Raw genomic sequence first — 343 nt, forward strand, 5'->3', positions numbered from 1 at the left:
TTTGTTGTCTGCCTAGCGTCAACTTCAAGCATTAATACGTCCCGAATAAATTGTTCTTTATTTTCAAACGGAACCTCCTCAAATCTTTCGGGTATGTGGGTAAGATAGAGCACCTTGCATACTTCTTTTAATCCAATCATCCAGATACCCTCCCTTCATAAGAAGGGCAAAGCTGGTTATAATTTTCTAAATTGGTCTCATGATTAAGTAATATTTTAGGTGTATGATCTTCCTCCATTTTTTCTGGGTACATGGCTTCTTTGGCTTTTAATAAGTAGCCAAGCTCATGGGGAGTTCTTTCGAATCTACTCTCATCTGATAAGACCTCATCGATATCGTTCAA

Annotated in this window: 1 pseudogene; it reads right to left on the bottom strand. The window is 37.9% G+C overall.

Going from position 1 to position 343, the window contains the following annotated elements:
• Positions 1 to 136 precede the first annotated feature (136 nt).
• Positions 137 to 343 (bottom strand): annotated as a pseudogene (locus tag HR057_RS17200) (IS21 family transposase); the annotation flags it as partial.

Origin of the sequence: Calidifontibacillus erzurumensis (genome assembly GCF_013303125.1) — a bacterium.
In the GTDB taxonomy this organism is placed as follows: domain Bacteria; phylum Bacillota; class Bacilli; order Bacillales; family Bacillaceae_J; genus Calidifontibacillus; species Calidifontibacillus erzurumensis.